The sequence below is a fragment of the Mesorhizobium waitakense genome (genome assembly GCF_056431085.1).
Window position 1 is genome coordinate 1 of sequence record NZ_JBWKME010000204.1, and the last position, 26,418, is coordinate 26,418.

Here is a 26,418-nt window from a genome sequence, read left to right on the forward strand (position 1 = left end):
TCTTGGGAATTCCAAAAACTCGCCCGCCGCTAAAAACTGCCAAAGTAGTGCTAGCCACCTCCATACAAAGGTCGCGCGCCATAAACTCTCGAACCCAATCCAATTTCCAACCAAACCGAGCCGGCTGGTGTCGCGCCTCGGAGCGGCAGCGGGCCAGTCATGGATGCTGGGGATCAAAACCAGCATAGGGTCAACGAGCGGCTGCGCGGTTGGTTGCGGACCGATCATTTTGGTAGTGGGTCAGTTTGAAATTTGACCGGATGCAATATGCATTCAAGCATGTCAGCACACCATTCGCGGAACGTCAGAACCTGACAATGCGGATGCACATGCGCCGCTTCACGCGTCTGACAAACGGCTTTTCCAAGAAGGTTGAAGCTGATTCAAACGCGGTGGCTTTGCACTATTGTTGCGCTGCTGGAAGCGGAAGAGGCGAAGATTGACCGCAAGCGTGCTACAAGAAGCACGTTGCCGCTAAACATTCGGGGGAAGCCAATGCAAATCACGGAAATATATGCTGACGAAGTTAGCGAGACGCACTTGCGCAATGTTCCGGTGAATCTTGCGCGACTTTGCCCCTCCATCTGCCCCCATCGGCGCGTCACCCGAAACACCGATGACGACCGGTGTATTTCTTGAATTGCCGCCCGGATGGGACCCGCAATACCATGCGACGCCGCGGAGGCAATTGGTGGTGTTGCTCCAAGGTCACCTCAAAATCACGACCACCGACGGAACTTCAGCCGACTTCCGGCGGGGCGATGTTCTCTTGCTCAATGACAAAGACAGCAAGGGCCACCGGTCGCTAGTCCAAGGTCAAGAGGCGGTTGGCCTGCTGCTGGTTGGCATCGCAGATTGATTCACATCGACAAATTTCAGACTGACCCACCGCCGTCATTTTAGAGAAATTGAATATTCGAATAAACGGCCTATAATTTGCCAGCCGGCAAACCCACCCCTCTTTGCCGGTAAGGCCCGGCGGTCAAACCCCGAGCCACCGCTATGGCCGCCGGACCGCTGGAAGACGGTCGGCAACGCTACGACGTTGTGCCGGGGTGAGGCAGGCACGAATCGGTGGCGTCGCCCAGCCAAGGGAGGTCATTCGCATGCACACGGCAGCACTGCAGCTTCGATCGCTCCGAGAAGCTTTATTGCCAATGATGGGGTTTACCGCCTGGCACGAAAGCGTCAGCGAAGAAGGCACGCCCATTTGGACACGTTACATCGCGAAAACGGACTCATGGGAGGTCCGTCCGATGACGCCTGAAGAGGAAGCCAAGGCTTTCTGGTGGTATTGTCCACCATTTATTTGAACCCCGTCCGAGGCGCCGCAGCCACTGTCTGGCCCCAAGGCCCGCGCCACGGAGGGACCGCTGGCGCGGGCCGGCCGATGTGCCCACCAGCCTGCGACGGAGCCAAGCAGCGGCGTCCGAAGCATGAACTCAACAATTCAAGCCCGCTAATGTTCCAGCCTCTTTGTCGGGTTCGATCCAACCCAACGCAAAAGGCCGCCACCTTACGGCAGCGGCCAAGTCATCGGCGACCGGCGCGCAAAACGAAATGGTCAAGGTGACCTCGGCCAAGTTCGGCTGGGCTGTGGACAGCGCCGTTGCATCCGTCAATCCGGCTCTCAGGATCAAGGCGAAATAACTGACAAATCAGCGCCTGAAAAATGGGGTGGTGCCCCTAGCCGGGATCGAACCAGCACTCCTTGCGGAACTCGATTTTGAGTCGAGCGCGTCTACCAATTCCGCCATAGGGGCTCAGGCCGGGCGGCCTGGATGGGCGCGGACTATACGGTTGGAGGCCTGTTCGTCAACTGGCCAATTGTCGATGGCCCGGATGCGACCAAACTTCACCTTTCGATTTCGTGGCGGCGCTGCCATTGTGCAGCGCGGAAAATCTTTCTAGACAGGCGGCGCATCAAAGTGCGGCGCGTCTGACAGGACAGATGGCGCGTGCTTTGGGTCTTTGTTTTGTGCATGCCCGTTGGTTGTGCATGCCAATGTCCGAAACCGCTGCGCATTTTTGGGCGACACGCATTAGGAGTGCCGATGCTTCGCGGACTTTACGACTGGACCTTGTCGCTGGCGGCAAGGAAATCCGCGGAATGGTGGCTTGCCATCATCGCCTTCATTGAGAGCTCGTTCTTCTTCGTACCGGCCGATGTGCTCTATCTGCCGATGGCGTTGGCACGCCCCGACCGCGCCTACCGCTATGCGCTGACCGCCACGGCCGCCTCGGTGCTGGGCGGCATCGCCGGCTGGATGATCGGCTACTTCGCCTACGACGCCGTCGCCCGTCCGATCCTGGAGCATTTCGGCGGCCTGTCGACCTTCGAGCACTGGCAGAATTCTGGCACCGGCCTGATGCTGGTGCTGCTCGTTACGTCCGGTCTCGCGCACCTGCCGCCGATCAAGGTCGTCACCATCCTTGCCGGCGCCCTGCACGTCAATTTGCTGATCTTCATCATCTCGGCCATCGTCGCGCGCGGCGCCCGCTTCCTGCTGCTGGCCTGGCTGCTGCGCCGCTATGGCGAGCCGATCCGCGAATTCATCGAAAAGCGTCTCGGACTGATCGCCGGCGCCGGCGCGGCTGCCCTGATTTTGCTCTATATCCTCGTCAAATACGCGTTCTAGTCCTGTCGCCCAAAAGTGCCCGGCGCTGTTGGGACAAGGACAGGGACGAAGAGCGCGGCGAACTCAACGGACGAAGAACACGATGACAGCGACCATGAATACCGACACCGGACGCCAGCGGACGCGCACCGCCTTGTTTCTCGCCGTCGCGATGGCCGCTACCGTGGGCTCGGCGCTGGGCTTCCAGTATCTCGGCGGCTACATCCCCTGCCACCTCTGCCTTGAACAGCGCACGCCCTACTACATCGGCGCGCCGCTGATGCTGCTGGCCGTGCTTGCATCCATGCTGCACGCGCCAGCATGGCTGACGCGCGGCCTGCTGGCCATAGGCGGCCTGCTCATGCTCTACGGCCTCTATCTCGGTGTCTATCACTCCGGCGTCGAGTGGCAGTGGTGGGCCGGCCCGACCGATTGCACCGCCGGCGCCGGGCCAGTCGACACCGGCGGCAAGGGCGTGCTCGACGCGCTCGACAAATTCGTGCCGCCCTCCTGCGACAAGGCGGCGCTGCGCATCCTCGGCCTGTCGCTGGCCGGCTGGAACGCCATCGCCAGCCTCGTCCTGGCCGCCGTCGCCTTCCGCAGCGCCCTCACCCGCGATTGAGCAAATTCGTTTGGCCGGCGCGACGCAGAGTTCGCGCAAAAATTCGGCAGGCTGAGTCGGATGGCGCGGCTTTCGAGAACCGGAGCGGAGCGTACTCAGGTACGTGAGCACCGGAAGCGCAGAAAGCCGCGTCAGGCGGCCAGCATGGCGGATTTGTGCCGAACTCTACGGTTCGAGTTCGACATCCCAGTACAGATAATCCATCCAGCTTTCATGCAGATGGTTGGGCGGGAACAGGCGGCCGTTGTTGTGCAAATCGTGCACCGTCGGCTGGAAGGGTTTCTGCAGCGGCCACATCTTGGCATGCGCCGGCATCATGCCGCCCTTCCTGAGATTGCAGGGCGAACAGGCGGCAACGACATTCTCCCACGTCGTGGCGCCACCGCGATGGCGGGGGATGACGTGATCGAAGGTCAGATCCTCCGGCGTGCCGCAATACTGGCACTGGAAGCGGTCGCGCAGGAAGACGTTGAAGCGGGTGAAGGCGGGGTGCCTGGACGGCTTCACATAGGCCTTCAGGCTGACGACGCTCGGCAGCTTCATCGAGAAGGTCGGCGAGGAGACGGCGTGCTCGTATTCGGCTACGATGTTCACCCGGTCGAGGAACACCGCCTTGATGGCATCCTGCCAGGACCAGAGCGACAGAGGGTAATAGCTGAGCGGACGGTAATCCGCATTCAGCACCAGTGCTGGAAGCCCATCCGGAGATACGGCGACCGTCACGTGTTTACCTCCTTGGTTCTAGACCCGAACGGCGCGGATACTGTAAGCCTGACATGACAGGGATGTGAAGCGGATTGTCGCGTCGCTGAAGCGCCAAAAATGCGTGATTTTCATGCCTTTTTGCGGTTTAAGCCGGCGGCGCGGCGTCCCGACCTTTGGTTTCGCGATAATAGGACCAGAAAAGCCGCGATGCGACACCTCGCCACGGGCTCCATGATTCGGCCAGTGCGATGAGTGTTTTCTCCGGCGGACGCGGCTCGATGCCGAGCGCGTGACCGACCGCGCTCTGCAAGGCGACGTCGCGCGCCGGAAAAATGTCGGGGTGGCCGGCGGCAAACAAAAGATACACTTCCGCCGTCCATGGGCCGATCCCGGACACCGCCGTCATTGTCGTAATCGCCTCCTGGGCATCGAGCGAACAGAGATGATGGAGGTCAAGGCCATCGGACACCGCCTGGGCAATGGCGATCAGTCCGCGCTGCTTCGGCCGCGACAGGCCCGCCTCGCGAAACATGTCTTCGCCGGCGGCAAGTATCGCCTGCGGCGTCAGCGGATCGACGAGTTTGGTCAGCCGGCTGAAGGTCGCATCGGCGCTGGCTCGGGACACTTGCTGCGAGACGATGATCGAGGCCAGGCTCCGGAACCCCGGCTCGGAAAGCCGCAGCGGCACCTCGCCAGCCATGCCGCGCACCTTTTCCAGGCGCGGGTCGATCAGGCAAAGCGCATCGAGCCCCCGGGCAATGTCGTCTGATGTGGCGATGCGCTGCATGTTTCTTGTTCCTTGACCCTCGACAGGGTAGCAATTGGCGAAGCGCCGCAAAACCTGATTGCCGCCGGACAAATGACACTCCTGACATTCCGCTTCGCCCCCAGCCCCAACGGCGACTTGCATCTCGGCCACGCCTATTCGGCGCTGCTCAATCAGAAATTGGCTGACGCCGCCGGCGGCCGCCTGCTGCTGCGCATCGAGGATATCGACACGACGCGCTGCACGCCGCAATTCGAGGCCGGCGTGCTTGCCGATCTGAAGTGGCTGGGGCTTGGCTGGGAACAGCCGGTGCGCCGCCAGTCCGAGCATTTCGCGGAATACGAGACGACGCTTGACCGGCTGATTCGGGACGAACTCGTCTATCCCGCCTTCATGAGCCGTGGCGAGATCCGGGCCTTCATCACCGACAGCGAAAAGCGCGGACGCGACTGGCCTCGCGATCCCGATGGCGTGCCGCTGTACCCGGCCGCCGACAAGGCGCTGTCGGCGAAGGAACGCAGGCGACGGATCGCCGAGAACGCGCCCTTCGCCTGGCGGTTGGATATCGATGCGGCCGTGGCGCGTGTCGGCAAGGACCTCGCATGGGCCGAATTCAGCGACGAGACGCTCGTCGCGACACGTACGACCGAAGCCCGGCCGCAGGACTGGGGCGACGTGGTCGTGGCGCGCCGCGACATCCCGACCAGCTATCACCTCGCCGTCGTCATGGACGATGCCCTGCAAGGCGTCAGCCATGTCGTGCGCGGACAGGACCTGTTTTCCGCCACCGGCGTGCAGCGCCTGCTGCAGGAACTCCTCGGACTGCCGCAACCGGCCTACTTCCATCATCGCCTCATCCTCGGGCCGGATGGACGAAAGCTGTCGAAGAGCCTCGGCGAAACCGGCCTTGCCGCCTTGCGCCATGCCGGCGCTTCGGTGGATGACATCAGGCGGATGGTCGGCCTTTGAGCCTGGCGAGGCCAGAGAAACCGCGTGGCGAATTCGGGTCATGTCGGTTTGAAGCCCGGTCGTCAGCCGCCATCAACCGACTGTCGCGTGACGGTCAAAACTTCTGTATGCTTGGCGCAAAGCGGTGGAGGCTTCCATGAAGCGACATCTGACTGACGAAGAAAAGGCGCGCGTTTGCGACAGGCTGACGGCAATCGAGGGCGCCAAGTACCCGGACCATATCGTTTCGGTCATGGTCAGCAACGAGACCGACGACAACGGCGATCCGGTATGGTCGGTAGTCAAGTCGTTTGACGACAGGGAAGCTGTCTATGGGCACAGCCCGCTTATCAAGTGGCCGGGGTGCAGCTGGTAACAGAGATCAGTCTCCCGAAATTTCAAACTGAGCCGAATTCGCCGTCGGTTGAATTCCAATGATGCATGGATCAATCGTTTCGTTTTGCGCGCCGGCTTGAACCGCATTAGAGCAGCGCCACGATCAACTCTCCCCAGTGCGGCGGTCTCCCGAACATGCACAGCTTCAAGCGGTTCATCCCCGCCACCTTCGTTGTCCTGTGGGCAACCGGCTTCATCGGCGCGCGCTACGCCATGCCGTGGGCCGAGCCGTTCACCTTTCTTGCCGGGCGTTTCGTGCTGGCTACGATCCTGCTCGCCGTCCTCATGCTCGTGCTGGGATCGAAGAGAGCCACCCGCACTGAAGCGCTGCATGCCACCGGCGCCGGCATCCTGATGCATGGCGTCTATCTCGGCGCCGTCTTCTGGGCCATCCACCGGGGCATGCCGGCCGGATTTTCGGCCCTCATCGTCGGCCTGCAGCCGCTGATCACGGCCGTGCTTGCCGGCAAGTTTCTCGGCGAGGCGATCCTGCCGCGTCATTGGGCCGGCCTTGGCATCGGGCTCATCGGCATCGTCATCGTGCTGTGGCCGAAGCTCGGCGCGCTCGGCGGTGGCGTGACGGCGGCGACGCTGACCGCCTCGCTGGTCTCGGTGCTCGGCATGAGTGCAGGTACGATCTGGCAGAAGCGTTTTGCCTCCGGCGGCGACCTCGTCGCGGCGACCATGTGGCAATATGTCGGCGGCGCCTCTTTAATGATCCTGGCTTCGCTCGCCTTCGAGACACGCACCGTCGTCATCAACGGCGAATTGATTTTCGCCATGGCCTGGCTGGTGCTGGTGCTGTCGCTCGGCGCCATCTTCCTGCTGATGGTGATGATCCGCGACGGCGAGATGTCGAAAGTGGCCTCGCTGTTCTACCTGGTGCCGGCGGTGACGGCCATCGTCGCCTGGGTTCTGTTCGACGAGCAGCTCAACACGCTGCAGATTGTCGGCATGGCGATCACGACATTCGGCGTCGGCCTGGCAACGGCTCGACAGACCAAGCCTCAGCCTTTCAATCAACCGACTCGGGCGCGCGCCTCCAGATAGCGGCTGATCGCGGCATTGAGTTCACCGCCGAGGATGAAAATCGCCGAGACCATGTAGAGGAACACCACCGCGATCATGATCGAGGCGAGGCCGGCATAAGTCGTCACGTAAGACGAGAAATGATCGAGATAGGTGGCGAAGACGGTCGAACCGATAAGCCATGCCGCCAGGGTGAAGATGATGCCGGGTACGATCGAGACCAAGCGGCGCTTGCCCGCCGGCAGCCAGAAATGCACGGCAAACAATCCGCCTACAATGACTGCCGAGGCGATGACATACCGCCATAGCGTGATCGTGCCCATATAGGGCTTGATCCCTTCGATATGGGCTTCGGCGAGCCGCGCCAGCAGTGGCGCGAACACCAGGAGCACGCTGATCGCCAGGAAACCGGCCGTCGCGATCAGAACGAAGATGATGCTCTGCACCCGGCGGTAGATGATGCCGCGCGTTTCCGAGACGCGGTAGGCGCGGTTGAGCGATGTGCGCAACGCCTCGATGCCGTTCGAGGCAAAGTAGGCGGCAAGCAGCACGCCGTAGGTCAACAGGTCGGTGCGCCTGACGGTCAGCACATTGAGCACCTCGCGCGCGATTGGCTTGGCGATCTGTTCGGGCCAGGTGTCGAAGACCAGATGCACGGCCGTGTCGGAGAACGCCTGCGCGCCGAGGAAACTCGCCAGCGTCGTGGCGAAAATCAGGAACGGAAACAGCGCCATCAGCGAAGTGATGGCCAGATGGCTGGCCATCGCCCAGCCGTCATCGGTGTTGAAATGGCCGAGCGCGTCGTAGAGCACGCGGCGCAGGGCGACAATATTCCGCAGCAAGAACCCGCGCTCCCTTCGATTGTCTCGACGCCGCGAATATGGGAAGGGATTGCGGCAAATGGCAACCCTTGGCGAAACCACGAACAGTCCGGTGCAAGCGTTGCGCTCGATCATCGTTACCGGCGCCTCTTCGGGAATAGGCGCCTACTGCGCCCGCGCATTGAAGGCGGAAGGCTGGCGGGTGTTCGCGACGGCTCGCAAACCGGAAGACATCGCCACTCTCGAAACGGACGGCATCGAGGCCTTCTATCTCGACTACACTGAAGCCGCATCCATTGAAGCGCTGGTCACATCGGTTCTGGATCGCACAGGCGGCCGGCTCGACGCCTTATTCAACAATGGCGCCTACGCGCAAGCCGGCGCCGTCGAGGACCTGCCGGTGGCGGCGCTCAAGCAGCAATTCGAGGCGAATTTCTTCGGCTGGCACGACCTGACCCGTCGGCTGGTGCCGGTGATGCGACGCCAGGGCCATGGCCGCATCGTCCACTGCTCGTCGATCCTCGGCCTTGCGCCGGTGCGCTTTCGCGGCGCCTATTCGGCTTCGAAACACGCGCTGGAGGGTCTGATGCTGTGCCTGCATCAGGAACTTAAGGGCAGTGGCATCCATGTCTCGCTGATCGAACCCGGGCCGGTAACGTCGAAAATCGCCAGCAATGCGCTGCCATGGTTCCTGCAGAACATCGATCACGAGAATTCGGTCCACCGCCTCGACTATGAGGCGCAACTGGCAAGGTTGCGGGCCGGCGGCAGCCAATCGGCATTGAAGCCGGGGCCGGAAGTGGTACATGCGGCGCTGCGCCATGCGCTTCTGTCGCGGCGCCCGCGCCCGCACTATGTGGTAACAGTGTCGGCTAAGATCGGTGCGGCGCTCAAACGCATCCTGCCCGCATCTATACTCTACCGCTTCCTTGCCAAACGCGCCTGAACCAACCGAACTGGGAACACACCATGGCAACCGTCTTCAACATCCTCGCCATTCTGGTCATGGTCGCCGTGGTGATCGTGCTCGTTCGCGGCCTCGTCAACATGATGCGTGGCGGTTCCGGCGTCACCTCGAACAAGCTGATGCAGGCGCGTGTTCTGCTACAGGCCGTGGCGCTGGCGCTGATCCTGCTGGCGGTGTATTTCACCCGCAAGTGAGGCCGTTCGGGAGGCGATGTGGTCAAGCTCAACAAGATCTACACCCGCACCGGCGATGATGGCACCACCGGTCTCGGCACCGGCGAACGGCGGCTGAAATCGGACCTGCGGGTGGACGCCTACGGCACGGTCGACGAAGCCAATGCCTGCATCGGGATCGCCCGGGTCCACTCGGCAGTCACCCACCCGGTGATCGACGCTATGCTCTCCCGCATCCAGAACGATCTCTTCGACCTCGGCGCCGATCTCGCCGTGCCCGATGACGGCAAGCCTCTCGGCTATGAGCCGCTGCGCATCATCGCCACGCAGACCGACCGGATCGAAAAGGATATCGACCTGCTCAACAAGCATCTTCAGCCGCTCAGATCCTTCGTGCTGAACGGCGGCACGCCGGCCGCCGCCGCCCTGCATCTCGCCCGCACCGTGGCGCGGCGGGCCGAACGGCTGATGGTGGCCCTGGCCCAGGACCCCCGCGAGCACGTCAGCCCCGACGGGCTGAAATACATCAACCGCGTCTCGGATTTCCTGTTTGTCGCCGCCCGGGCGGTCAATGACAACGGAAATGCCGACGTGCTATGGGTTCCCGGCAAGAACCGCTGAACTGTCCGAAAGCGCGAGGGGGCCAGGGGACCGATGTTCATCCCGCTTTACGACACCAACAGGCTGCGGCACATCCGCCTGCAATATGTGACGATCGGGTTGATCGTGGTCAACGCCTTGGTCTACTTCGCCACCGCGCTCGGCGGCGAGAATTTCTCAAATGCCGCCGTGCTCGGCCTCGGCTTCATCCCGGCCGTCGTCCATGACACCGCTGAGCTCGATCCTCGCTTTGTCGTCGTCCCCGAAAGCCTGAGCTACCTGACCTATTCCTTCCTGCATGCCGACATCTTCCACCTCGGCGGCAACATGCTGTTCCTGTGGGTGTTCGGCGACAATGTCGAGGACGCCCTCGGCCACGTCCGCTACCTCATCTTCTATCTGTTGTGCGCGATCGCCGGAGCCGCCTTCCAGGGCCTCATCGCCTGGGATTCGCAGGTGCCACTGATCGGTGCGTCCGGCGCCATCGCCGGCGTGGTCGTCGCCTATCTGATCCTTTATCCGCGCGTGAAGGTATGGGTGCTGGCCTTTGCCCGCATCCCGCTGCGCATTCCGGCCTTCATCCCGCTGGTCCTGTGGGTGGCGTTTCAGGTGGTGATGTTTGCCGCAGGCGGTGAGGACCAGATTTCATGGGCCTGCCACATTGGCGGCATCATCGCCGGCGCCATTTTGGTGCTAGTCTTGCGCAGCCGCGGCGTGCCGCTGTTTGCCGGCCCCGACGAGGACGTCACTGTCGCTCCGGCTGACCAGCCGACCGTTGCGGCCGAACCGGTGACCCCCGACCCGCCTGCTGCAACGCCGCGCTGGGGGCGAGGAAACGCTTCCGGCTCGGACTGAACCGATTTGAGCGCCTTGCGGCGTATTGACGTGCAGGGTTGCCGCAACTACGGAAACGTCTCCGTCGCAGCCTAAGGCGGTCAAAGACCAGAATTTCCATCCGGAATGTCGGCTTTCGACAACTCAGAAAGGGCGCAGGCTGTTATAGCGCGCCTAATTATCTTGAAGAGGTGACAGGCAATGAAGATCCTTGTGCCCGTAAAGCGGGTTGTGGATGCGAACGTCAAGGTTCGCGTGAAGGCTGATGGTTCGGCGGTGGAACTCGCCAACGTCAAGATGGCGATGAACCCGTTCGACGAGATCGCGGTCGAAGAGGCGATCCGGCTGAAGGAGGCCGGCAAGGCCGAAGAGATCATCGTCGTTTCGATCGGCCCGCAGCAGGCGCAGGAAACCTTGCGCACCGCGCTTGCCATGGGTGCCGACCGCGCCATCCTGGTCAAGACCGACGAACAGACCGAGCCGCTCGGCGTCGCCAAGGTGCTGAAGGGCGTCGTCGACGCCGAACAGCCCGGCCTCGTCATCCTCGGCAAGCAGGCGATCGACGACGATTCCAACCAGACCGGCCAGATGCTGGCGGCACTTCTCGGCTGGGCCCAGGGCACCTTCGCCTCCAAGGTGGTGCTCGAGGGCGACAAGGCCAAGGTGACGCGCGAGGTCGATGGCGGCCTGCAGACGGTGGAGCTGAAGATGCCGGCGATCGTGACCGCCGACCTTCGCCTCAACCAGCCGCGCTATGCCTCGCTGCCCAACATCATGAAGGCCAAGAAGAAGCAGCTCGACGAGAAGACCCCGGCCGACTACGGCGCCGACGTCAAGCCGCGGCTGAAGGTCATCAAGACCGAGGAGCCGAGCGGCCGCAAGGCAGGCGTCAAGGTCAAGAGCGTCGCCGAACTGGTCGACAAGCTCAAGAACGAAGCCGGCGTTTTGTAAGCGATCGGGAAAGGAACACGAAAATGGCTATTCTTCTGATTGCTGAACACGACAACGCCACCCTTTCCGACCAGACCGCCAAGGCGCTCTCCGCGGCCCTGCAGATCGGTTCGGACGTGCATGTGCTGGTTGCCGGCAAGGGCGCCAAGGGCGCAGCCGACGCCGCCGCCAAGCTGAAGGGCGTGAGCAAGGTGCTGCTCGCAGAAGCCGACGAGCTGGCCGAGCGCCTTGCAGAACCGACGGCGGCCCTTGTCGTCTCGCTGGCCGGTGACTATGACACGATCATTGCGCCGGCGACCTCGTCGGGCAAGAATGTCGCGCCGCGCGTGGCGGCCCTGCTCGATGTTGCCCAGGTCTCCGAGATCATCGAAGTCGTCTCGCCCGATACGTTCAAGCGGCCGATCTACGCCGGCAACGCCATCCAGACGGTGCAGTCGACCGACGCCAAGAAGGTGATCACGGTCCGCACCGCCTCCTTCCAGGCAGCCCCCGAGGGCGGATCAGCCGCGGTCGAGACCGCGAAGGCGGCGGCCAATCCCGGCCTCTCCACCTTCGTCGAGAACAAGCTCTCGGAAACCGACCGTCCGGAACTGACCTCGGCCAAGATCATCATCTCGGGTGGCCGTGCACTGGGCTCCTCGGAGAAGTTCCAGGAAGTCATCCTCCCGGTTGCCGACAAGCTTGGTGCCGCCGTCGGCGCTTCGCGCGCCGCAGTGGATGCCGGCTATGCGCCGAACGACTGGCAGGTCGGCCAGACCGGCAAGGTCGTCGCCCCCGATCTCTACATTGCGGTGGGCATTTCCGGCGCCATCCAGCACCTCGCCGGCATGAAGGATTCGAAGGTCATCGTCGCCATCAACAAGGACGAGGAGGCGCCGATTTTCCAGGTCGCCGACTACGGCCTCGTCGGCGACCTCTTCGTCATCCTGCCGGAACTGCAAAAGGCGCTTTGACGCTCTCTGCCAAAGCGTATTAAATAGTGAAGGGTGGGGTAGACGAAGTCGCCCCGCCCTTTTAGTTTGCACCGCACAAAAAGCAGGCCGCAAAGGCCTTTTGACGGGATCGGTGTAATGAGCAAGATCGAGACGATCGGCATCATCGGCGCGGGCCAGATGGGCGGCGGCATCGCCCATGTCTCCGCCCTTTCGGGCTACAAGGTGCTGATCTACGACATATCGCCCGACCGCATCGAGAAGGGTATCGCCACCATCAGCGGCAACATGGCCCGCCAGGTGGGGTCCGGCAAGCTCGACGAGAAGGTGCGCAACGAGGCGATGGCGCGCATCGCCTCCGCCCCGGCGATGGCCGATCTTGCCGGCGCCGATCTGGTGATCGAGGCGGCGACCGAGGACGAGACGGTCAAGCGCAAGATCTACGCACAGCTCTGTCCGCAGCTTAATCCCGAAGCCATCCTGGCGACCAACACCTCGTCGATCTCGATCACGCGGCTTGCCGCGCAGACCGACCGGCCGGAGCGATTCATCGGCATCCATTTCATGAACCCGGTGCCGCTGATGAAGCTGGTCGAGCTGGTGCGCGGCATCGCCACCGAGGACCAGACCTTCGAGGCGGCGAAGACCTATGTGAAGCAGCTCGACAAGACGATCACGGTCTCGGAGGATTTCCCGGCCTTCATCGTCAACCGCATCCTGCTGCCGATGATCAACGAGGCGATCTACACGCTCTATGAGGGTGTCGGCTCGGTCGACGCCATCGACACCGCCATGCGGCTCGGCGCCAACCATCCGATGGGCCCGCTGCAGCTGGCCGATTTCATCGGGCTGGATACCTGCCTGTCGATCATGCAGGTGCTGCATGACGGCTTGTCGGATTCGAAATACCGCCCCTGTCCGCTGCTGGTCAAATATGTCGAGGCCGGCTGGCTCGGCCGCAAGACCGGGCGTGGTTTCTACGACTATCGCGGCGAGCATCCCGTTCCGACTCGCTAATCGGGTCTTGGGTCGGATCAGGAGGCCGCGGCCAGCGGCTCGGGCGGTTCCATCCTGTCGTCCATGACGTCGCCGTCCGGCGCTACGGAAACGCAGCCGCGGCCGGCCGCCTTGGCCGCATAGCAAGCGGCGTCGGCCCTGGCGATGATCTCGTCGACTTCGCCGCAACTGGCGCCGATCGCAGCCAGGCCGATGCTGGCACCGATCACGTGAGGACGGCCATCCCAGGCGAAGTCCAGGCCGCGTATCGCATCGATGATGGATCGCGCCGCGATCTTGGCGCCGGCAGCCGAACCCGATTTCAGGACGACCGCGAATTCGTCGCCGCCCAGGCGCGCGACGATGTCTTCGGGACCAAGCACGCCGCGAACCGCCTCGGCAACCCGCTTGAGCAAGGCATCGCCGGCTGCGTGGCCGCCGGTATCGTTGACCAGTTTGAAGTGGTCGAGGTCAATGAACATGAACTGATGTCCGCTGCCTTTGCCCGAGGTGCCGTCCTTGCGCGCCTGATCGACCAGCTCCTCCATGGCGCGGATGAAGCTCGAGCGATTGGCAAGGCCGGTCAGTGCGTCATGCGCGGCCGCATGGGCAAGCTGGCGCTGCAGCGCGCGCGCATCGGTGAAGTCCTGGAAGACGATGACCAGTCCGCAGAATTCGTTCCGCTCGTTGATGATCGGCGACACCACCTGGCGGATGCTGCAGCGCGTATCGTCGCGCCGGATCAGGACGGCGCGGCTGTTCTGGTCGGCGGGCGCCTGGCCGCCGATGGTCGGCCGGGTGACGCCGATCCGGTGCCCCGTCTCCTCGTCGACCGCCCAGTAGACATGGCCAAGCACCTTGCCGAGGGCCTCGCCGCCGGCAACTCCGGTCAGCTTTTCGGCGACCGGGTTCATGAAGGTGACGCGGTTTGCGGCGTCGGTGCAGATGACGGCATCGCCGATCGACTGCAGCGTCACCCTCAGCCGCTCCTTCTCATCGGCCAGCATCGCCGCCGATACGGTGAGGCGTGCTTCCGCTTCCTTGCGCCGGGTGATGTCGGTCAGGCTGCCGATGGCCCTGACCAGCCGCCCCTCCTCGTCACGCTCGATGGCCTTGCCGCGGTCGAGGATCCATATCCAGTGGCCATCCCTGTGGCGCATCCTGAATTCGGCTTCGAAGTAGGGCGTGGTGCCGTCGAGATGGGCGCGATCCGCCTCGGCGACGGTCTCGCGATCGTCGGGATGGATCATCGCCAGCCAGCGGTTGGGATCGCCGTCGAGTTCGCCATCCTCGAAGCCCAGCATCTTGCCCCAGGTCTCCGAGTAGGTCGTCCCGCCCTTGCGCATGTCGAGATCCCAGACGCCCTGGCCGGCGCCTGCAAGCGCGAAATTCCAGCGCGTTTCCGCTTCGGCAATGCGCGCCTCGGCCTGTTTGCGCGCGTTGATGTCCTCGATCTGCGAGACGAGATAGAGCGGACGGCCGCTCCTTTCGTCGCGGATGACGGAGCCCGCAAGATGCGCCCAGACAGGTGTGCCATCCTTCCTGAGATAGCGTTTCTCGAAGTGGAAGGAATTGACCGTGCCCGCTTTCAGACCGGCCATCGTTTCCCGGCCGATCTGGATATCGTCGGGATGCGTGATTTGGAAGAAGGTCAACGCCTCGATCTCCTCGCGGCTGTAGCCGAGCATGGCGGCGAAGGCCGGATTGGTTTCGAGAATGCGCCCGTCGAGGCCGACAACGGCGATACCGATCGCGGAATCCTCCATGGCGCGGCGAAAGCGCTGCTCGCTCTCCGCGATCTGCCGGCCGTCCTTGCTGATCCGGCGGATGAACAGGGCTGCGAGGCAAAGCGCACCCGCCGCCACCGCCACCGAAACCTGCATGCAGAGCTTCAGCGCCTCGGTGCCGGGATCCAGTCGCGACAGCAGGATCGAGGCCGCCACGACGCTGAGGCCGGCCACGAGCACCGCCAACCCTGCGTGCCCAAAAGATCTTCGGCCGGTCAATCCTCGCCCCATCACGATACGTGCCACCCCCGTGCGCAAACGCATGTTGTCGCGCCGACCTTGGCGGATCGATTTTAAGGAATGGTTGCGTGCGGCATGCCGGCGCGATCGGTAATCGACAAACAATTGCCGGCATGATTAAGGATCGGTGTGCATGGGGCGCGACTGAGCAATTCCAGGAAAAGTGTGAAGCGGTTTTCCGTCCGGAATTGCGTCAAACAAAAAAGATGGAGCGGTTCGGCGTTTCCGTGAACTGCTCCGGCGCCGCACTACCAGCGCACGAAAAACCGCCCGCCGAGCGCGCCAAGCAGCGCGAGGAACGCAATCGCTATCGTGTACCAGGTGGCGACGAAAAGCGGCGAATCGTCGAAGCAGTGCGCGGCGTAGAAGGTTGCCGCCAGTCCGCCCGCGAGCAGGCCCGCGACCGCACCGGCAAGCACCGGCCGTGTCGGCGCGCCGTAGCGCAGCATCCACAGGAAAATGGCAAGCGGGCCAATGCCGATCAGCGGAATGAAACCCATGCAGATCATCATGTTGGAGCCGACCATCCTTGTGCCCCAGTCGGCCTCGGGCACGGCAAGCAGCTCAAGAACCACGGCCAAGGCTACCAACAGCGGCGCGGCGATCATCCCGGCCATTGCCCTGCTGGTCGGCGCACCGGGTGTCGACAACGCGCGGATCAGGGCAAAGGCGCTGACGGCAAGCACGATGGTGAAGACGAATTTGGAGAGAAAGCGCATCGTGTGCGCGGCGACCATGAAATCGGGGCGCGGGCCGATCGTCAGCAGGAAAACGATAGCCGCGATAACCGCCGCCGCACCGGCGGCCATCCACCAGGCCGATTGCAGCGGCATCGCCTTGCTGCGGGCATCGGCGTCCAGCGCTTTGATGAGATCGTCCGTCCTCATGTCATTCCCGCCCGAATCGCCCCTGCCCGAATCGCTTGGCTATCGCGGCAAGTCCCCGATGTAGCGACACGCGCACCGCCGTCTCGCTGATGCCGAACTTAGCCGCCGTCTCGCCGATTGACCGCCCCTCCACCGACACGGCCGAAACCACGGAACGCTGTGCCGGCGACAGGCCGTCCAATGCCCGGTTGATATCGCGTTCGCTGACGCTCTCCTGTTCCGGTTCGGCGAAGGTCTCGGCGATATCGTCGACATCGATCTCGATGCGTCGTCCGCGCCGCCGGAACGCGTCGATTAGCTTGAAGCGGGCGATCGCATAGACCCACGGCAACACCGGCGCATCCTGGCGCCAGGTATGTCGTTTCACATGAATGGCCAGCAAGGTTTCCTGCACGACATCCTCGGGATCGACCCCGCCCTGCACGATCTTGCGCCTGACAAAACCGCGAACCAGCGCGGCAATCCGGCGCAGAAAGTCGGCGTAAGCCTTTTCATCTCCCGCGATCGCGGCCCGCATCAGCCGGGAAAGCTCGGCCTCATCCTTGCCGGTCACAAGAGTTACTCCCCGATTTTCGCGTCTCGGCGGTGATTTGTTACGTGGCCGGCGAAATAATGTCCAAGCCAAATTACCGGCAAATCACGAAAGTTTGCGCCTCGGCGCTCGATCAAAATCGGCAAGACAATGTTGACTATCCCTGTCAGGTATTGATAGGTGCAGCCGTCACAGACGCAAGACCCCGAAATCCGAGGACGATGCCATGAAATATGCTCTCTCCACCCTCGTCGGCGCCACCGCGCTGGCAATTAGCCTGATCGCCGGACCAGCGATGGCGGAAGATGATGGCATCATTGTCTACAATGCCCAGCACGAGAACCTGACCAAGGCGTGGGCCGAAGGCTTCACCAAGGAAACCGGCATCAAGGTCACAGTCCGCAATGGCGGCGACAGCGACTTCTCCAACCAGATCGTCGCCGAAGGCGCGGCCTCGCCCGCCGACGTATTCCTGACCGAAAACTCGCCGGCCATGGCGCTGGTCGAAAGTGCCGGCCTGTTCGCGCCGGTCGACGCCGACACGCTGGCGCAAGTTCCCAACGACTATCAGCCGGCCAGCGGCAAATGGGTCGGCGTCGCCGCACGCAGCACCGTCTTTGCCTACAACAAGACCAAGCTGACGGCCGACCAGCTGCCCAAGTCGATGCTGGATCTCGCCGATCCGAGCTGGAAGGGTCGCTGGGCCGCCTCGCCGTCGGGCGCCGATTTCCAGGCCATCGTCAGCGCGCTGCTGCAGCTCAAGGGCGAGGCCGCCACGGCGGACTGGCTGAAGGCGATGAAGACGAATTTCACCGCCTACAAGGGCAACAGCACGGTGATGAAGGCGGTCAATGCCGGTGAGATCGAAGGCGGCGTGATCTACCACTATTACTATTTCGGCGATCAGGCCAAGACCGGCGAAAACAGCAAGAATGTCGAACTGCACTATTTCAAGAACCAGGATCCGGGCGCGTTCGTTTCAATTTCCGGCGGCGGCGTGCTGGCCTCGAGCAAGCATCCGATGGAAGCCCAGGCGTTCCTCAAGTGGGTGACCGGCAAGGGCGGCCAGGAGATCTTGAAGACCGGCGATTCCTTCGAATACGCGGTCGGCAAGGGCGCCGAGTCCAATCCGAAGCTGGTGCCGCTGGACGATCTGCAGGCACCCAAGGTCGATGCCACGACGCTGAACTCCAAGAAGGTCACCGACCTGATGACGGCAGCCGGCTTGCTTTAGTTGCCATTCCTCCTAAAAGGACAACCAACCACGCTCCCGCGGGAATTGGCCTTCCGCGGGAGTGATTTTGTTTTTCGAGATGGCATTCGTCGATGACGACACGCTGTGTTCCCGACCGCAATTGCGGTCCTTCAACTGCTGCCGCTGGACGGCACCGGCACGGCGTCTGACCTGATGCAGTCTGCGGTCGATCTCGCGCGCTCGGGCCTGCCTGCGGGCACAGGCCGAAGGGCTCGGCGACGCGCGGCACCCTGGCTGGTCATCGCCGCCATCTTCGTTTCGCTGCTGGCGCTGCTGCCGCTTGCCTTCATCATCTGGACCGCGGTGCAGACCGGCTGGGAAACCGTCTCGGCGCTGGTCTTCCGGCCGCGTGTCGGCGAGCTTCTTGTCAACACTGTCCTGCTGGTGTTGCTGGCCGTGCCGATCGCCGTCGTGTTGTCGGTGGCGCTGGCCTGGCTGACCGAGCGCAGCGACCTGCCTGGCGCCCGGCTCTGGGCCTGGCTGTGCGTGGCGCCGCTCGCCATTCCGGCCTTTGTGCACAGCTACGCCTGGATCACCATGGTACCCAGGCTGCACGGCCTGGGGGCCGGCGTGCTGGTTTCCGTCATCGCCTATTTCCCGTTCCTCTATCTGCCGGTGTCGGCGGCATTGCGCCGTCTCGATCCCGCCCTCGAGGACGCCGCGGCAGCGCTCGGCCTTGGGCCATGGCGCGTATTCTGGCGCGTCGTGCTGCCGCAACTCAGGCTTGCCATATGCGGCGGCTCGCTGCTGGTTGGGCTGCATCTGCTGGCCGAGTACGGCCTCTATGTCTTCATCCGCTTCGACACCTTCACCACGGCGATCGTCGACCAGTTCCAGTCGACCTTCAACGGGCCGGCCGCCAACATGCTGGCCGGCGTGCTGGTGAGCTGCTGTTTCGTGCTTCTGGGCCTCGAAGTGCTGGTGCGCGGCGAGGAGCGCTATGCGCGCGTTGGTTCCGGCGCCGCACGACACCAGCAGCGCGCGCCCCTCGGCCGCGCCACCATCCCGTGCCTGGCCTTGCTTGTCGCCACCACGCTGCTGGCGCTTGGCGTGCCTTTCGTCACCATCGGCGGCTGGCTTGCCGCCGGCGGCACCGCCGTCTGGCGCTTTGACGAGATCCGCCTGGCGCTCGGTCAGACACTGTTCCTGGCGGTCGCCGGCGCTTTGCTCGCCACCGTCGCCGCCATGCCTATGGCCTGGATCTCGATCCGCGCGCCCGGGCCATTGCAGCGCCTGCTGGAGGGCTGCAACTATATCGTCGGCTCGTTGCCGGGGGTCGTCATCGCGCTGGCGCTGGTCACCATCACCGTGCGCATCGCCCTGCCCCTCTACCAGACCCTTTTCACCATCCTGGTGGCCTATGCGCTGATGTTCCTGCCGCGCGCACTGGTCAGCCTGCGCGCATCGATCGCGCAGGCGCCGGTCGAACTCGAACGCGCTGCTTCCAGTCTCGGCCGGCCGCCGCTGCAGGCGCTGTGGTCGACAACGATCCGCCTGTCGGCGCCAGGTGCCGCGGCCGGCATGGCGCTGGTGGCGCTCGGCATCATGAACGAACTGACCGCCACCCAGATGCTGGCGCCGAACGGCACCCGCACGCTGGCGATGGCGTTCTGGTCGTACAGCGGCGAGATTGATTATGCCTCGGCCGCCCCTTACGCCTTCATCATGGTGGCGATGTCGCTCCCCTTGACCTGGCTGCTCTATGTCCAGTCGAAACGGATGGCCGGACGATGAGCTTTCTCGAAATCAGCGGCCTGCACAAGCATTACGGCCCGGTTGCGGCACTTGCCGGCGTCGATCTGAGCGTCGTCAGCGGCAGCCGCACGGCGATCGTCGGCCCGTCCGGTTGCGGCAAGACGACCCTGCTGCGGCTGATCGCCGGTTTCGAGGCGCCGGACCAGGGTCGCATCACGCTCGACGGCGAGGTGCTGGCCAAGGACGGCAGCGCGGTGCCGGCGCATCGTCGAGGCATCGGCGTGGTGGCGCAGGACGGCGCGCTGTTCCCGCACCTGACCATTGGCGACAATATCGGTTTCGGCATGGGTCGCGGCGAGGACAAGCGCGCCGAGCGCATCGCCGAACTCGCCTACATTGTCGGGCTCGACAAGGCGATCCTCAAACGCCGCCCCCATCAACTCTCCGGCGGCCAGCAGCAGCGCGTGGCGCTGGCCCGCGCCATGGCGATGAAGCCGCGGCTGATGCTTCTCGACGAGCCGTTCTCGGCCCTGGACACCGGCCTGCGCGCCTCCATGCGCAAGGCCGTGGCCGAACTCCTGGAGGCGGCCGGCATCACCACCATCCTGGTGACGCACGACCAGGCCGAGGCGCTGTCCTTCGCCAGCCAGGTGGCGGTGATGCGCGACGGCAAGTTCTCGCAGGTCGGTACGCCGCGCGAGCTCTATCTCAAGCCGAAGGACAGGATGATCGCCGAGTTCCTCGGCGATGCCATCATCCTGCCGGCCAAGATATCAGGCGGCTTCGCCAATTCTCCGCTCGGCCGCATCGCCGTCGATACGTCGGACAGCCGCGATGTTGTCCGCATCATGCTGCGGCCGGAGCAGATTGCCTTGAAGAGGACATCGCGCGAAGGCATGTCGGGCACCCCTGACATGCTGTTCGGCGAAGTGACGGAGTCCGAATTCGCCGGCTCGATGTGCACGGTCGCGGTGCGGCTTCTGAACAGCGCCGATCCGCCCGACGCCGCCGCGATCGGCAACACGCCGCTGATCCTGCGCAAATCCGGCATGGACGCGCCGGCGGTCGGCGAGATCGTCCGGCTGACCGTATCGGGAACGGCGCATGTGTTCGCCTGAACGGTCGAACGCTGGCGACGTTGTGCCTCAACGCGGCGAGCAGGCTCACGCCGTGATGCGTTCGCCGGTTTCGCCGGAATAGATCGGCCATTGTTCGAGAAAATCGCAACCATGCACGACCACGCGCCCGTTGGCGCTGTCGACGAGGATGACTGCGTAGGAGGGTGGCGCCTGCTCGACGATCTCGCTCGATCTGTCGAGGGCGAGCGCGAACCTTGCATGCAGGCCGCGCTGCGCCGAGAACGGAATGCCGGCGACCGTTCCGGCGATGTCGCGATGGACGTGACCGAAGAAGATGTGGCGGACATTGCCACGGCGCCGCAGGAGGCCGAGGAAGCGTTCGGGCTGCTCGAGCGCCAGCGGGTCGAGCTGCGGCAGCCCGAGCGCGACCGGCGGATGGTGCATGAAGACATAGGCGGGCCTGCCGGCTGTCTCCTCGAGCCGGGCGTCGAGCCAGGCAAGCCGCCTTTCGCACAATTCGCCTTCGATGCGTCCTTCCGCCAGGCAGTCGAGGAACAGCAGCACCTCGTCGGCCATTTGATGAGCCGACTGCACGAAGCCGTTCTCATCGACCGGAACTTCAGGAAACGCCGCGGCAAGATTGGCTCGCCGGTCGTGATTCCCCGGCAGCAATCGCCAGGGCACCGACAGCGCATTCAGGGCTGTCCTGAGATCGGCATAGCTCTGGGGCGCTCCGGTCTCGGTCAGGTCGCCAGTGAAGACGCAAAGCGCCGCGTCGGCGTGATGCGCATTGATGTGCGCGATGCATGAAGCCAATCGCTGATGCAGGTCCACGCCATAGCGGCGCTCGCCCTGCCGGCCAAGATGGACATCGGTGACCTGGATTATTTTCATCGCACGACCGTTTTGCCAGCACCGCCTGCCCCGTCATCGGCGACAGTGACTGCCTTCAGAAATCAGAGTGCTGGCTCCGGCACCGAGGCCTTGAAGACCTCGAGACGGGTTCCCGTGTCCGACGAGAAGAAATGCAAGTCATCCGGCGAAAACCGCAGACCGACAGTGCTCCCCGGCTCGGGGTGGACGGCCTCCGAAGTCATGACGGAGAACGACGCGCCGTCGAGATCGACATAGATGACCCGTCCAGCGCCCAGTTCCTCGACGAGGTCGACCGTGGCGTTGAGCGCGCCTGCCGTGCCGGGCGCCACCAGACGGACGGCTTCCGGCCGGATGCCGACGGCCACCTGCGTGCCGACAGCCAGACCGGCGCGTTGAACGGCAAGGCGCCGGCTGCCGCCCAGCAGCGAAAGCCCGTCGAGCTCGACCGTGCCTTCGAGCATGTTCATCGCCGGCGCACCAACGAAGGTGGCAACGAAACGGCTGGCCGGACGGCTGTAGACCTCACCGGGCGTGCCGACCTGTTCGACACGTCCGCCATTCATCACCACCAGCCGGTCGGCCAGTGTCATCGCCTCGACCTGGTCATGCGTGACGAACACGGAGGTGGCGTTCAAGCGGCGATGCAATTTGCGGATCTCCGAGCGCATCTGGACCCGCAGTTTGGCGTCGAGGTTGGACAGCGGCTCATCGAACAGGAACACCTTGGGTTCGCGGATCATCGCGCGGCCCATGGCGACGCGCTGCCTCTGGCCGCCGGAAAGCGCCATCGGCTTGCGGTCGAGCAGATGTTCGAGCTCCAGCGTACGCGCAACCGCCTGGATGCGCTGCGTACGCTCGGCAGCCGGAACACCAGCTACCTTGAGCGAATAGCCGATGTTCTGCGCCACGCTCATATGCGGATAGAGCGCATAATTCTGGAACACCATGGCGCAGCCGCGCTCGCGCGGTTCCAGCTTGTTGACGACGGTGCCGTCGATCGCGATCGTGCCGCCGGAGATATCCTCCAGCCCGGCGATCATGCGAAGCAAAGTGGACTTGCCGCAGCCGGACGGCCCGAGGATGACGACGAACTCGCCCGACGTGATGTCGAGGTCGACGCCGTGCACGACCTGCGACTTGGCGTAGCTCTTCTTGACGTCGCGAATGGTGATGGAGGCCATTGGCCGTCTCCTTGTTACTTTTCGGTGGCGATCAGGCCGCGCACGAACCAGCGCTGCATGGCGACCACGACTATCAGCGGCGGCAGCATGACGATAAGCGTTCCGGCCATGGCGATGTTCCATTCCGGGATGCCGCCGACATTGGGGATAAGCTGCTTCAACTCGGTGACCGCTGTCGCATGCGACTGGTCGGTGGTGATGAGCAGCGGCCACAGATACTGGTTCCATGCCCATAGGAACATGATGGTTCCAAGCGCCGCCATGTTGTTGCGCGACAGCGGCAGCAGGATGTCGATGAAAAAGCGCAGGGCACCGGCGCCGTCCATGCGTGCGGCCTCGGTCAGCTCATCGGGAACCGTCAGGAAGAACTGCCGGTAGAGGAAGGTGCCGGTTGCCGTCGCGATCAGCGGCAGGATAAGTCCGGAATAGGAGTTGAGCAGCCCGAGGCTGAGCGAAACCTGCACGCCCGAGACTTTCTCGATGAGCCAGCTCAGACCAGTCAAATCCAGGATGGTCTGATAGGGCGACAGAACGTTGGCGACCACTGCATAGGTCGGCACGATGCGCACCTCCAGCGGCAGCATCAGAGTGACGAAGATCAGCCAGAAGATGAGGGTGCGACCGGGGTAGCGGAAATAGACGATCGAGAAGGCGGTGAGCGCCGAGATCATCACTTTGCCCGCCGCGACGCCGGCGGCCATGATGAAACTGTTCAGAAGCTTGGGGCCAAGGTCGGCGGTCGTCCAGGCCGTTTTGATGTTGAGCCAGAAGTCGCTGCCCGGCAGCAGCGACATCGGCACGTCGTTGACATCCTTGAGATTATGCGACGCGGCAATGGTGACGACCACGAACGGCGCGATGCAAAGCACGAAGCCGACGAACAGGATCACATGCGTGAAGAAATTGAGGAAAGGGGTGCGCTCTACCATATCAGCCTCACCTGTAGTGCACACGCTGCTCGATGAAGCGGAACTGGAAAATGGTCAGCACGATGATGAGCAGCATCAGGATGATGCTCTGCGCGGCGGCACCCGAGTAATCGAGCCCTTTGAAGCCGTCGGAATAGATCTTGTAGACCATCAGGTTGGTGGCGTTGGCCGGCCCGCCCGAGGTCATGATGTCGACGATGCCGAAGGAATCCTGGAAGCTTTCGGTGATGTTGATGACCAGCAGGAAGAAGATCGTCGGCGTGATCAACGGGAACTGGATGTCCCGGAAACGCCCCATGACGCCCGAGCCGTCCATCGCCGCCGCCTCGATCAGCGAACGCGGAATGGCTTGAAACGCGGCGAGGAAGAAGATGAAATTATAGCCGACATATTTCCAGGAGAAGGCGATGATGATCGAGGCCATGGCGTCGGCGCCATCAAGGCCAGGGTCCCAGAAGCCGGGCCAGACCTGGTTGACGACGGCCATGAAGCCCGCTTCCGGCGCCAGGATGAATCGGAACGCCATTGCCAGCGCCGGAGCGGCGATGCCGTAGGGCCAGATCAGCACCACGCGATAGAAGCGCGAGCCGGCGAGCTGCCGGTCGGTCAGCGCCGCGAGCACGAGCGCGATGAACATCGCAAGCCCGGTGCTGATCCCGGCAAAGACCAGGCTGGCGGTGATCGAGTTCCAGTAATCGGCGTTAGACAGGATCGAGCGGAAATTGTCGAGCCCGACCCAGATGTTGCCGCCGCCCCAGGGCTGTTGCAGCGTTAGCGACCAGTAGACCGCCTGACCGGCCGGCCAGTAGAAGAACGTGAAGATCAAGAGGAGCTGCGGCACCGCGAAAAGGATGCCGATTGTCCAACTGCTGAAGGTAACGCGTTTTTCCATCGGTCCGCCGACGCCGCTTAACAGCTAGCTTAGAGCAAAGGGAGACTAGTCTACGAAATGGCCGCCCGTCGACCCAAGCATGATCCCGAAAGTGGAAACGGTTTTCGGAAGAGATCATGCCTGGACAAGACCGGCGGGCGGCCGCGTAGATGCGAGATCAGGGCAGGGTCTTGCCCGGATAGGTCTGCTGGAAGCGGTCGAGGATGGCATCGCCATTCTTGACCAGCGTGTCGAGGCCTTCCTGGACGCTGACCTTGTTGGCGAAGATCGCCTGTATCTGCGTGCCGAACTCGGCGCGGATCTGGGTGAAATTGCCCAACCGGATACCGCGGGTGATTTCGGTCGGCTCGGACGCGGTCAGGCTGGCGATCGCGGTTTCACGGCCCTTGAAGGGCGCCTTGTCGTAGAAGCCACTCGACTTCATGTAGTCGAAGCCCGACTTGGTCACCGGGATGTAGCCGGTGTTGGTCGACCAGAACAGTGCGGTCTTGGGATCGTGGATGAAGTTGAGGAACGCGGCCGCGCCCTTGTATTCCGCGTCCGACTTGCCCGAGAGCACCCACAGCGAAGCGCCGCCGACCAGCGAATTCTTGCGCTGGGTGCCGGCGTAGGCAGGCAGTTCGGCGACATCCCAGTTCATGCCTTCCTTCTGGGTCTTGCCGACGGTGCCGTGGTCGCCGACCGAGGTCATGATGACCTGGCAGGTGCCCGAGGCGAAAGCCTGGACCATGTCCTGGCCGAGGTCCTTCGACTTGATCTTGATCAGGCCGGTGTCATACCACTTCTTGAGGTCGGTGACGTACTGGACGAACTTGGTCTTGTTGACCTCCAGACGCGCGTCGAGGCCGTCATAGCCGTTGTTCTTGGTGGCGATCGGCTGGTTGTGGATGGCCGAGAACTGCTCCATCAGCTGCCAGCTTTCATTGGCCGAGATGTTGATAGCCATCGGGCATTCGTAGCCGGCGTCCTTCATTGCCTGCAGGTCGGCGCCGACATCTTCCCAGGTCTTCGGCGCTTCGGTCTTGCCGATCTTGGCGAAGGCGTCCTTGTTCCAGTACAGCAGCGCCGTCGAGGAATTGAACGGGAACGACAGCATCTCGCCCTTCGACGTTGCGTAGTAGCGCGCGATGCCGGGGAAATAGTCGGCGTAGTCGATCTTGTAGCCATTTTCTTCCATCAGCTTGTCGGCCGGCTTGTAGGCGCCCGACAGCATCATCGTGGCGGTGCCGACATCATAGACCTGGACGATGGCGGGCTGTTTGCCGGCGCGGAAGGCGGCGATGGTGTTCTGCAGCGTGGCGTCGTAGTTGCCCTGGCTGGTGCAGACGACTTCATAGTCGGACTGCGAGGCGTTGAAGTTCTTGCACAGCGTGTCGACGACACGTGCGAGGTCGCCTGAAAGGCCGAACCAGAAATCGAACTTGGTGGGCGCGGCGGCCGCTGGCAGCGCCATGGAAACGCTGATTGCGCCGGCGGCAAGAGCCGCCAGGCCATTTTTGATCATCGACATGAATCTCATTCCCTGTTGAGTGGCTCGTTTCAAGGATCGTTGCGCAGGTCCCGGGCCGTCTCATAGAGAAAGTATGTGACAGTTCTGCTGTGCCTTTTCAGGCCTGTGGACAGCCAATCTCTCCTCCCTCGACGGCTTGCGCCGGCATGAAATGAAAACGTCATATCGGCGCCCTAGGTACCTAGGGCGTCGAAAAC

At 63.2% G+C, this 26,418-nt stretch carries 29 protein-coding genes, 1 tRNA gene and 1 pseudogene; 19 read left to right on the forward strand and 12 right to left on the reverse strand.

The annotated features are described in order from the left end of the window. The 4 genes and pseudogenes from AC07FD_RS37060 to AC07FD_RS37075 all read left to right on the forward strand — a co-directional run. Positions 1–256 (forward strand): hypothetical protein (locus AC07FD_RS37060; protein ID WP_478353866.1); only part of this gene is annotated, 256 nt, incomplete at its 5' end. A 19-nt stretch (positions 257–275) separates the two neighbouring features. Next, a pseudogene (locus tag AC07FD_RS37065) lies at positions 276–407 on the forward strand (IS1 family transposase); the annotation flags it as partial. 209 nt (positions 408–616) lie between these two features. Beyond that, entirely contained in the window at positions 617–859 is a 243-nt protein-coding gene (locus AC07FD_RS37070) for a cupin domain-containing protein (RefSeq protein WP_095084843.1), read from the forward strand. A 247-nt stretch (positions 860–1,106) separates the two neighbouring features. Beyond that, positions 1,107–1,313 carry a hypothetical protein gene (locus AC07FD_RS37075; RefSeq protein WP_143748743.1) on the forward strand — a complete coding sequence of 69 codons (207 nt, stop codon included), beginning with the start codon at positions 1,107–1,109 and terminating at the stop codon, positions 1,311–1,313. A 365-nt stretch (positions 1,314–1,678) separates the two neighbouring features. Here AC07FD_RS37075 and AC07FD_RS37080 read toward each other — a convergent pair. Beyond that, positions 1,679–1,763 (reverse strand) — tRNA-Leu (locus tag AC07FD_RS37080). A gap of 291 nt (positions 1,764–2,054) precedes the next feature. Here AC07FD_RS37080 and AC07FD_RS37085 point away from each other — a divergent pair. Further along, positions 2,055–2,639 (forward strand): YqaA family protein, encoded by a 585-nt coding sequence (locus AC07FD_RS37085; RefSeq protein WP_478353867.1) that lies wholly within the window; start codon positions 2,055–2,057, stop codon positions 2,637–2,639. Between the two features lie 82 nt (positions 2,640–2,721). Beyond that, positions 2,722–3,240 carry a disulfide bond formation protein B gene (locus AC07FD_RS37090; RefSeq protein ID WP_478353868.1) on the forward strand — a complete coding sequence of 173 codons (519 nt, stop codon included), beginning with the start codon at positions 2,722–2,724 and terminating at the stop codon, positions 3,238–3,240. 165 nt (positions 3,241–3,405) lie between these two features. Here AC07FD_RS37090 and AC07FD_RS37095 read toward each other — a convergent pair whose 3' ends face one another. After that, positions 3,406–3,963: an HNH endonuclease gene (locus tag AC07FD_RS37095; protein WP_006328497.1), complete on the reverse strand. Its 558-nt coding sequence runs from the start codon at positions 3,961–3,963 to the stop codon at positions 3,406–3,408. Positions 3,964–4,090: 127 nt separating this feature from the next. After that, positions 4,091–4,732: a DNA-3-methyladenine glycosylase family protein gene (locus AC07FD_RS37100; RefSeq protein WP_478353869.1), complete on the reverse strand. Its 642-nt coding sequence runs from the start codon at positions 4,730–4,732 to the stop codon at positions 4,091–4,093. A gap of 72 nt (positions 4,733–4,804) precedes the next feature. Here AC07FD_RS37100 and gluQRS point away from each other — a divergent pair, with 72 nt between their 5' ends. The 3 genes from gluQRS to AC07FD_RS37115 all read left to right on the forward strand — a co-directional run bounded on the left by gluQRS (position 4,805) and on the right by AC07FD_RS37115 (position 7,105). After that, the gene (gene gluQRS / locus AC07FD_RS37105; protein WP_478353870.1) at positions 4,805–5,680 is read left to right on the forward strand and encodes a tRNA glutamyl-Q(34) synthetase GluQRS; all 876 of its coding nucleotides are present in this window, start codon (positions 4,805–4,807) and stop codon (positions 5,678–5,680) included. Positions 5,681–5,816: 136 nt separating this feature from the next. Next, on the forward strand, positions 5,817–6,035 hold the full coding sequence (locus AC07FD_RS37110; protein WP_478353871.1) for a hypothetical protein: 219 nt from the start codon (positions 5,817–5,819) through the stop codon (positions 6,033–6,035). A 155-nt stretch (positions 6,036–6,190) separates the two neighbouring features. Then, complete coding sequence (locus AC07FD_RS37115) at positions 6,191–7,105, forward strand: DMT family transporter (RefSeq protein WP_478353872.1); 915 nt, start codon at positions 6,191–6,193, stop codon at positions 7,103–7,105. Here the strand turns inward: AC07FD_RS37115 and AC07FD_RS37120 are convergent. Further along, positions 7,075–7,926, reverse strand: coding sequence for a YihY/virulence factor BrkB family protein (locus AC07FD_RS37120; RefSeq protein ID WP_478353873.1), 852 nt, complete (start codon positions 7,924–7,926; stop codon positions 7,075–7,077). The two genes, AC07FD_RS37115 and AC07FD_RS37120, sit on opposite strands and share 31 nt — an antisense overlap. Positions 7,927–7,984: 58 nt before the next feature. Between AC07FD_RS37120 and AC07FD_RS37125 the strand changes: the two genes are divergently transcribed. From AC07FD_RS37125 to AC07FD_RS37155, 7 genes are all read left to right on the forward strand, one after another. Beyond that, positions 7,985–8,851: an SDR family oxidoreductase gene (locus AC07FD_RS37125; RefSeq protein WP_478353874.1), complete on the forward strand. Its 867-nt coding sequence runs from the start codon at positions 7,985–7,987 to the stop codon at positions 8,849–8,851. Between the two features lie 23 nt (positions 8,852–8,874). Continuing rightward, on the forward strand, positions 8,875–9,066 hold the full coding sequence (locus AC07FD_RS37130) for a twin transmembrane helix small protein (RefSeq protein WP_184876255.1): 192 nt from the start codon (positions 8,875–8,877) through the stop codon (positions 9,064–9,066). A gap of 18 nt (positions 9,067–9,084) precedes the next feature. Further along, positions 9,085–9,666 carry a cob(I)yrinic acid a,c-diamide adenosyltransferase gene (locus tag AC07FD_RS37135; RefSeq protein ID WP_478353875.1) on the forward strand — a complete coding sequence of 194 codons (582 nt, stop codon included), beginning with the start codon at positions 9,085–9,087 and terminating at the stop codon, positions 9,664–9,666. A gap of 33 nt (positions 9,667–9,699) precedes the next feature. Continuing rightward, a complete protein-coding gene (locus AC07FD_RS37140; RefSeq protein WP_478353876.1) occupies positions 9,700–10,500 on the forward strand; it encodes a rhomboid family intramembrane serine protease in 801 nt (266 codons plus the stop codon). 180 nt (positions 10,501–10,680) lie between these two features. Beyond that, positions 10,681–11,430: an electron transfer flavoprotein subunit beta/FixA family protein gene (locus AC07FD_RS37145; RefSeq protein WP_478353877.1), complete on the forward strand. Its 750-nt coding sequence runs from the start codon at positions 10,681–10,683 to the stop codon at positions 11,428–11,430. 23 nt (positions 11,431–11,453) lie between these two features. Beyond that, positions 11,454–12,383 carry an electron transfer flavoprotein subunit alpha/FixB family protein gene (locus AC07FD_RS37150; protein WP_478353878.1) on the forward strand — a complete coding sequence of 310 codons (930 nt, stop codon included), beginning with the start codon at positions 11,454–11,456 and terminating at the stop codon, positions 12,381–12,383. A 117-nt stretch (positions 12,384–12,500) separates the two neighbouring features. Continuing rightward, positions 12,501–13,379: a 3-hydroxybutyryl-CoA dehydrogenase gene (locus AC07FD_RS37155; RefSeq protein WP_095084859.1), complete on the forward strand. Its 879-nt coding sequence runs from the start codon at positions 12,501–12,503 to the stop codon at positions 13,377–13,379. Between the two features lie 17 nt (positions 13,380–13,396). Here the strand turns inward: AC07FD_RS37155 and AC07FD_RS37160 are convergent, their stop codons facing one another. The 3 genes from AC07FD_RS37160 to AC07FD_RS37170 all read right to left on the reverse strand — a co-directional run bounded on the left by AC07FD_RS37160 (position 13,397) and on the right by AC07FD_RS37170 (position 16,825). Further along, entirely contained in the window at positions 13,397–15,376 is a 1,980-nt protein-coding gene (locus tag AC07FD_RS37160; RefSeq protein WP_478353928.1) for a PAS domain S-box protein, read from the reverse strand. A gap of 257 nt (positions 15,377–15,633) precedes the next feature. Further along, on the reverse strand, positions 15,634–16,272 hold the full coding sequence (locus tag AC07FD_RS37165; RefSeq protein WP_478353879.1) for an NrsF family protein: 639 nt from the start codon (positions 16,270–16,272) through the stop codon (positions 15,634–15,636). Between the two features lies 1 nt (position 16,273). Further along, positions 16,274–16,825, reverse strand: coding sequence for a sigma-70 family RNA polymerase sigma factor (locus tag AC07FD_RS37170; RefSeq protein WP_457150780.1), 552 nt, complete (start codon positions 16,823–16,825; stop codon positions 16,274–16,276). A 205-nt stretch (positions 16,826–17,030) separates the two neighbouring features. On the opposite strand from AC07FD_RS37170, the gene AC07FD_RS37175 reads away from it, so the two are divergent. From AC07FD_RS37175 to AC07FD_RS37185, 3 genes are all read left to right on the forward strand, one after another. After that, positions 17,031–18,038, forward strand: a complete 1,008-nt coding sequence (locus AC07FD_RS37175; protein WP_478353880.1) for an iron ABC transporter substrate-binding protein — start codon at positions 17,031–17,033, stop codon at positions 18,036–18,038. 174 nt (positions 18,039–18,212) lie between these two features. After that, a complete protein-coding gene (locus AC07FD_RS37180) occupies positions 18,213–19,793 on the forward strand; it encodes an ABC transporter permease (protein ID WP_478353929.1) in 1,581 nt (526 codons plus the stop codon). Next, positions 19,790–20,872 carry an ABC transporter ATP-binding protein gene (locus tag AC07FD_RS37185; RefSeq protein ID WP_477228408.1) on the forward strand — a complete coding sequence of 361 codons (1,083 nt, stop codon included), beginning with the start codon at positions 19,790–19,792 and terminating at the stop codon, positions 20,870–20,872. Before AC07FD_RS37180 ends, AC07FD_RS37185 begins: the two co-directional genes overlap by 4 nt. Positions 20,873–20,917: 45 nt before the next feature. On the opposite strand, the gene AC07FD_RS37190 is transcribed toward AC07FD_RS37185, so the two are convergent. From AC07FD_RS37190 to AC07FD_RS37210, 5 genes are all read right to left on the reverse strand, one after another. Beyond that, positions 20,918–21,727 carry a phosphodiesterase gene (locus tag AC07FD_RS37190; RefSeq protein ID WP_478353881.1) on the reverse strand — a complete coding sequence of 270 codons (810 nt, stop codon included), beginning with the start codon at positions 21,725–21,727 and terminating at the stop codon, positions 20,918–20,920. A gap of 62 nt (positions 21,728–21,789) precedes the next feature. Then, the gene (locus AC07FD_RS37195) at positions 21,790–22,890 is read right to left on the reverse strand and encodes a sn-glycerol-3-phosphate import ATP-binding protein UgpC (RefSeq protein ID WP_478353882.1); all 1,101 of its coding nucleotides are present in this window, start codon (positions 22,888–22,890) and stop codon (positions 21,790–21,792) included. Positions 22,891–22,904: 14 nt separating this feature from the next. Further along, positions 22,905–23,819, reverse strand: coding sequence for an ABC transporter permease subunit (locus AC07FD_RS37200; RefSeq protein WP_478353883.1), 915 nt, complete (start codon positions 23,817–23,819; stop codon positions 22,905–22,907). 7 nt (positions 23,820–23,826) lie between these two features. After that, on the reverse strand, positions 23,827–24,711 hold the full coding sequence (locus AC07FD_RS37205) for a carbohydrate ABC transporter permease (RefSeq protein WP_478353884.1): 885 nt from the start codon (positions 24,709–24,711) through the stop codon (positions 23,827–23,829). A gap of 157 nt (positions 24,712–24,868) precedes the next feature. Then, positions 24,869–26,221 (reverse strand): extracellular solute-binding protein, encoded by a 1,353-nt coding sequence (locus AC07FD_RS37210; RefSeq protein ID WP_478353885.1) that lies wholly within the window; start codon positions 26,219–26,221, stop codon positions 24,869–24,871. Positions 26,222–26,418: the final 197 nt, after the last annotated feature.

Bases quoted from the DNA above. Each gene is read 5' to 3' on its own strand.
- AC07FD_RS37205 (WP_478353884.1), bottom strand. From the start codon at position 24,711: ATGGAAAAACGCGTTACCTTCAGCAGTTGGACAATCGGCATCCTTTTC.
- AC07FD_RS37130 (WP_184876255.1), top strand. From the start codon at position 8,875: ATGGCAACCGTCTTCAACATCCTCGCCATTCTGGTCATGGTCGCCGTG.
- AC07FD_RS37200 (WP_478353883.1), bottom strand. From the start codon at position 23,819: ATGGTAGAGCGCACCCCTTTCCTCAATTTCTTCACGCATGTGATCCTG.
- AC07FD_RS37125 (WP_478353874.1), top strand. From the start codon at position 7,985: ATGGCAACCCTTGGCGAAACCACGAACAGTCCGGTGCAAGCGTTGCGC.
- AC07FD_RS37155 (WP_095084859.1), top strand. From the start codon at position 12,501: ATGAGCAAGATCGAGACGATCGGCATCATCGGCGCGGGCCAGATGGGC.
- AC07FD_RS37075 (WP_143748743.1), top strand. From the start codon at position 1,107: ATGCACACGGCAGCACTGCAGCTTCGATCGCTCCGAGAAGCTTTATTG.
- AC07FD_RS37090 (WP_478353868.1), top strand. From the start codon at position 2,722: ATGACAGCGACCATGAATACCGACACCGGACGCCAGCGGACGCGCACC.
- AC07FD_RS37115 (WP_478353872.1), top strand. From the start codon at position 6,191: ATGCACAGCTTCAAGCGGTTCATCCCCGCCACCTTCGTTGTCCTGTGG.
- AC07FD_RS37150 (WP_478353878.1), top strand. From the start codon at position 11,454: ATGGCTATTCTTCTGATTGCTGAACACGACAACGCCACCCTTTCCGAC.
- AC07FD_RS37145 (WP_478353877.1), top strand. From the start codon at position 10,681: ATGAAGATCCTTGTGCCCGTAAAGCGGGTTGTGGATGCGAACGTCAAG.
- AC07FD_RS37175 (WP_478353880.1), top strand. From the start codon at position 17,031: ATGAAATATGCTCTCTCCACCCTCGTCGGCGCCACCGCGCTGGCAATT.
- AC07FD_RS37180 (WP_478353929.1), top strand. From the start codon at position 18,213: ATGCAGTCTGCGGTCGATCTCGCGCGCTCGGGCCTGCCTGCGGGCACA.
- AC07FD_RS37100 (WP_478353869.1), bottom strand. From the start codon at position 4,732: ATGCAGCGCATCGCCACATCAGACGACATTGCCCGGGGGCTCGATGCG.
- AC07FD_RS37195 (WP_478353882.1), bottom strand. From the start codon at position 22,890: ATGGCCTCCATCACCATTCGCGACGTCAAGAAGAGCTACGCCAAGTCG.
- AC07FD_RS37140 (WP_478353876.1), top strand. From the start codon at position 9,700: ATGTTCATCCCGCTTTACGACACCAACAGGCTGCGGCACATCCGCCTG.
- AC07FD_RS37110 (WP_478353871.1), top strand. From the start codon at position 5,817: ATGAAGCGACATCTGACTGACGAAGAAAAGGCGCGCGTTTGCGACAGG.
- gluQRS (WP_478353870.1), top strand. From the start codon at position 4,805: ATGACACTCCTGACATTCCGCTTCGCCCCCAGCCCCAACGGCGACTTG.
- AC07FD_RS37190 (WP_478353881.1), bottom strand. From the start codon at position 21,727: ATGAAAATAATCCAGGTCACCGATGTCCATCTTGGCCGGCAGGGCGAG.
- AC07FD_RS37070 (WP_095084843.1), top strand. From the start codon at position 617: ATGACGACCGGTGTATTTCTTGAATTGCCGCCCGGATGGGACCCGCAA.
- AC07FD_RS37085 (WP_478353867.1), top strand. From the start codon at position 2,055: ATGCTTCGCGGACTTTACGACTGGACCTTGTCGCTGGCGGCAAGGAAA.
- AC07FD_RS37160 (WP_478353928.1), bottom strand. From the start codon at position 15,376: ATGGGGCGAGGATTGACCGGCCGAAGATCTTTTGGGCACGCAGGGTTG.
- AC07FD_RS37185 (WP_477228408.1), top strand. From the start codon at position 19,790: ATGAGCTTTCTCGAAATCAGCGGCCTGCACAAGCATTACGGCCCGGTT.
- AC07FD_RS37165 (WP_478353879.1), bottom strand. From the start codon at position 16,272: ATGAGGACGGACGATCTCATCAAAGCGCTGGACGCCGATGCCCGCAGC.
- AC07FD_RS37210 (WP_478353885.1), bottom strand. From the start codon at position 26,221: ATGTCGATGATCAAAAATGGCCTGGCGGCTCTTGCCGCCGGCGCAATC.